Origin of the sequence: Streptococcus mitis (assembly GCF_003942865.1) — a bacterium.
GTDB classification, from domain to species: domain Bacteria; phylum Bacillota; class Bacilli; order Lactobacillales; family Streptococcaceae; genus Streptococcus; species Streptococcus mitis_BI.
Window position 1 is genome coordinate 1 of the sequence record NZ_RJNZ01000021.1, and the last position, 3,770, is coordinate 3,770.

General features: G+C 37.7%; 5 protein-coding genes and 1 pseudogene. All 6 read left to right on the forward strand.

What is annotated here, in order from left to right:
* Positions 1 to 238: 238 nt before the first annotated feature.
* Positions 239 to 1,375: a hypothetical protein gene (locus D8845_RS10055; protein ID WP_260467965.1), complete on the forward strand. Its 1,137-nt coding sequence runs from the start codon at positions 239 to 241 to the stop codon at positions 1,373 to 1,375.
* Positions 1,376 to 1,386: 11 nt separating this feature from the next.
* The gene (locus D8845_RS10060; RefSeq protein ID WP_142998980.1) at positions 1,387 to 1,641 is read left to right on the forward strand and encodes a hypothetical protein; all 255 of its coding nucleotides are present in this window, start codon (positions 1,387 to 1,389) and stop codon (positions 1,639 to 1,641) included.
* Positions 1,641 to 2,324, forward strand: coding sequence for an enhanced serine sensitivity protein SseB C-terminal domain-containing protein (locus tag D8845_RS10065; protein ID WP_125453327.1), 684 nt, complete (start codon positions 1,641 to 1,643; stop codon positions 2,322 to 2,324). Before D8845_RS10060 ends, D8845_RS10065 begins: the two co-directional genes overlap by 1 nt.
* A gap of 213 nt (positions 2,325 to 2,537) precedes the next feature.
* Positions 2,538 to 2,765, forward strand: coding sequence for a hypothetical protein (locus D8845_RS10545; RefSeq protein WP_260467964.1), 228 nt, complete (start codon positions 2,538 to 2,540; stop codon positions 2,763 to 2,765).
* Positions 2,747 to 3,169, forward strand: a complete 423-nt coding sequence (locus D8845_RS10075) for a hypothetical protein (RefSeq protein ID WP_125453328.1) — start codon at positions 2,747 to 2,749, stop codon at positions 3,167 to 3,169. Before D8845_RS10545 ends, D8845_RS10075 begins: the two co-directional genes overlap by 19 nt.
* Positions 3,170 to 3,233: 64 nt before the next feature.
* Positions 3,234 to 3,770, forward strand: a pseudogene (locus D8845_RS10080) (T7SS effector LXG polymorphic toxin); the annotation flags it as partial.

Sequence of the window (3,770 nt, forward strand, 5' to 3'; positions counted from 1 at the left end):
GAACTATAACTTTCTCATGAATCAGGTCAAGAACTTGGACAACTCGATCATCCAGTATGAAAGTAATCATGCGAGTCAGGATTTGGTTGCCTTTAAGGAACTCTTGTCTGCGACCAAGGCCTTGATCGCAGAGCATGCAGGGAAGACACGGACTGTAGGGACTTATCAGTCGGGTGATTTCGCCAAACTCCAGTCTGTCCAACGCTTTGCGATAGCCTACCAACAGGCGAGCAAGCAGATGGAGAGTCGCGTTGAGCGCGTACAAGCTGCCCAGGAGAGAGACAAGGCTCGTTTTGAGGCCTTGGCTGCGGAGGATCGAGCCAAGAACGGTTGGAAAGACCTGGCAATTGGTGTGATGACCGTTGCGTTTAGTATTCTTGCGATTGTAGGAAGCATGGGTTTTGCGACACCCTTGGTTGTTGGGGCTGGCTTAACCGCAGGACTGGGGTCGTTTGCTTATGGGGCGTCTAATGCAGGGGAAGGGATTCATAACATCCAACTTGGGAATGCAGGGGATGCCCATACGAAATCCTATAATCTCATCCGAGATACGCTTTTCATGGGGAATGACAAGCTGTATCATGATGTTGGAAATGTCTTTGTGACGGCGAGTGCCATCATGATTCCCATAGGGCAGACCCAGAGCGTTGTCAAGGGCTTGACCCAGTTTGCGATAGGGGAAGCCGGTGCCTATACAGCAGGTCAGGTTGCCTATCATGGGACCAAGCTCCTAGGTGGAAGTGAGGAAGATGCCCAAACCGCAAACTTTATCGGGAATATCGTAGGAGGTTATACGGTCTCCTCAGCAGCCAGCAAGTTTAGTCTCAATAAGGTGAAAGTAGATGTCGAAGCACCGAAGTATAACCGCGAGCAGATTCTGAAGAATCTGAAAGAAAGTAAACTTGCGAGGGAATCTAGTAACTTTGACCAATATCTGGCGAAGGAATCATTGATAAAGTATCCAACTTTATTAGATGGCAAAGTAAAAATTGTTGATAAAGCAAAATTACCAGATTGGATTGGAGAATCCTTTACAGATAGTAACTATAGGACGGTTATTACAACAGAGGAAATAACACTCTATCGAACATTTGGTGGACACTCTGATGCCGGAGGAGGGTTTGTCACTACAACCCCTGCTTCAAATCGTATACAAGCTAAAATAGATACTGCACTATTACCTGAATGGAAGAATACTAGACAGTATGAAGCAGTAATAAAAATTCCAAAAGGAGTAGAATTAAATATTGGAAAAGTTGCTCCTCAAACAATAAATTCCTCAGGATTTATATTAAAAGGAGGAGCTGATCAAGTTTTATTACCAAATCCATGGCCATTAGACTGGATAGTGGATATACGAGTTGTACCAAATTAAGGTTTTGAATTATGAAAAATAAATATATGAAGTATACAGACAAATTACAAGATTTAATTGACTTAGAATATCCAAGTCAGAAGTTATACCCGGGAGTTATACAGGATATATATAACCTAACTAAGCGCATAGGACGAGGGGAAAATATCAATAACATTAGTTTTTTTAGTCTAGCAAGAAGATTTGTAGATGAAACAATGGATTATAAAAGCGAAATTTTAGTAGTCTTAAAACAATTAGAGAAAGAGTTTAAAAAAGAAAATTGATGGACAATAGATTAATTGATTTGATAATGAATCTAAGAATTTGTTATGATAAAAGTATAGAGATACAATTATTTAAAGAATTATTAAAGATAAAATTTTTGTGCCCTATCAGTATTGATGATCAACAAAATTTAACTATTAATAGTGTAGTAGATAGTAATGATTTAAGCTTTTTACCCCTTTACATAAAGGAAACCGATATCAAGGGAAAAGACAGAGAACTTGAATATTTAGAAATATCGATAGAAAATGCTACGGATCTATTAATTAGATTAAAAAATTTTAGTGGTGTGTCTATAAATCCTAGAACCACTAACTTTAATATAAGATTAGATGATTTAAAAAATATTATTGAAGCATTTTCAGAAGATAGTGTCGAGATTATATCGGAAATATCAAATGAGCCAATTTCTGAAAAATTAGAAGAATTTGATGATATTTTTAATAAATTCAAAGTAATTGATAGGGTTTTTCTGTTAAAGATAAGAAAAGCAACAGAAACAAATTTTCATTGGCTATTTGTTATTGATTGTTTAGACTTTAATTTGATAATTGCTCAGTTTTCTAGCGAGATTAGTTCTCTTTTCCCAAAAAATGAAATTATAGATTTCCTTCCATTAAAAACTCACTTTTCATATGATGTAACAAGAGATGTATTACCAATCTATAAACGTTGTTTATAACACATTTTTAAATATGCGCGGTGCTCTCTCAATGCAAAATCTACAAAAAATAAATTAAGAATGAATCTTATGAATTTCAAAAATTTAGACCTAGTGAAACTTGGAATAAGGGTACTGTTGAAAGTAGTGATAGAACTAGTTTTTTGATTAAGCGAGGACCATGCAGATATCATTCAAGACATTGCTAGAGGGGATAATCGTATTTACGAAACATTGTTAGGATTTGATGAGGGGTACTTAGGAGATGGTCCACTTTATCGTTTAGATGTCACTCCAGAAGTAGTAGCAGAAAAAGGTATTTCAATACCAAGTGGTAATGAAGCTGGAGCCAATAACTGGTGGCGTCCAGGTGGAAGAACATATCCGGGAGATATGCCAGAAGGCGTAATGAAAGATATTAGTACAAAGAGTGGAGATCATACATGGAACATAGTAAATTAACTTGGGAAGATGTTAGTAAGTTTAAGAAAATAAAAGGTTATGGACAACATGTTTGGCGACATCATGAGAAATATTTTTTTGTTACAGATGAAGGAGGAATAGCTGAACAGAGGGTAGTCTATGAATTACCATTAGAACTATTTCAATTATTAAAGTCTGGAGAAAAAACACTTAAAGAAATTCATTTTAAGCTAAAAAAAGACTGTTGGCCACCAACGGAAGAAGAGAGAAAAGAATCTAGAAGAAAATTTATAAGTAAACATCCAGCTTCTTTGATAGATGTCCCTAAAAATAGGAAACTTTTTTCTAAGGAAGAACTTGAAGAGTTGATTCCGATTGCTGAGAAGCAGTGGATTGAATCTGAAGGCAAACTTCCAGACGATTATGTATCGCCATTGAGATAACCTGTGAGGAACTTGTTTATACACTGTTAGTTGTAAGCAAGTTCCTGTTTTTACATTAAGTGAAAATCTCCAAGGTCAGGCCATCTCGAGTATGCGCAGTTACCTAGTAGAGGTGCATGGGACTCTCCTTCAGACTCTGGTTAACCTGATGAATGACTACTCAACTAACCTCCTACTGTACAAGGATGGCTACTACCAGATTGATTCAAGCAATCATGCAAAGTTACCGGGTCAGGTGTTTACACGATTACATAGTGATTTAAAGAGTTCACGTGACAATCTAAAGAGTGAGATTGAACTCTTGAACACGACCAAGGACAAGATTTCAGACTTGGTGAGCTATTCAGGAAGTAGTCATACCAGTACGGTCATGAACTATAACTTTCTCATGAATCAGGTCAAGAACTTGGACAACTCGATCATCCAGTATGAAAGTAATCATGCGAGTCAGGATTTGGTTGCCTTTAAGGAACTCTTGTCTGCGACCAAGGCCTTGATCGCAGAGCATGCAGGGAAGACACGGACTGTAGGGACTTATCAGTCGGGTGATTTCGCCAAACTCCAGTCTGTCCAACGCTTTGCGATAGCCTACCAACAGGCG

Bases quoted from the DNA above. Each gene is read 5' to 3' on its own strand.
- D8845_RS10065 (WP_125453327.1), top strand. From the start codon at position 1,641: ATGGACAATAGATTAATTGATTTGATAATGAATCTAAGAATTTGTTAT.
- D8845_RS10060 (WP_142998980.1), top strand. From the start codon at position 1,387: ATGAAAAATAAATATATGAAGTATACAGACAAATTACAAGATTTAATT.
- D8845_RS10075 (WP_125453328.1), top strand. From the start codon at position 2,747: ATGGAACATAGTAAATTAACTTGGGAAGATGTTAGTAAGTTTAAGAAA.
- D8845_RS10055 (WP_260467965.1), top strand. From the start codon at position 239: ATGGAGAGTCGCGTTGAGCGCGTACAAGCTGCCCAGGAGAGAGACAAG.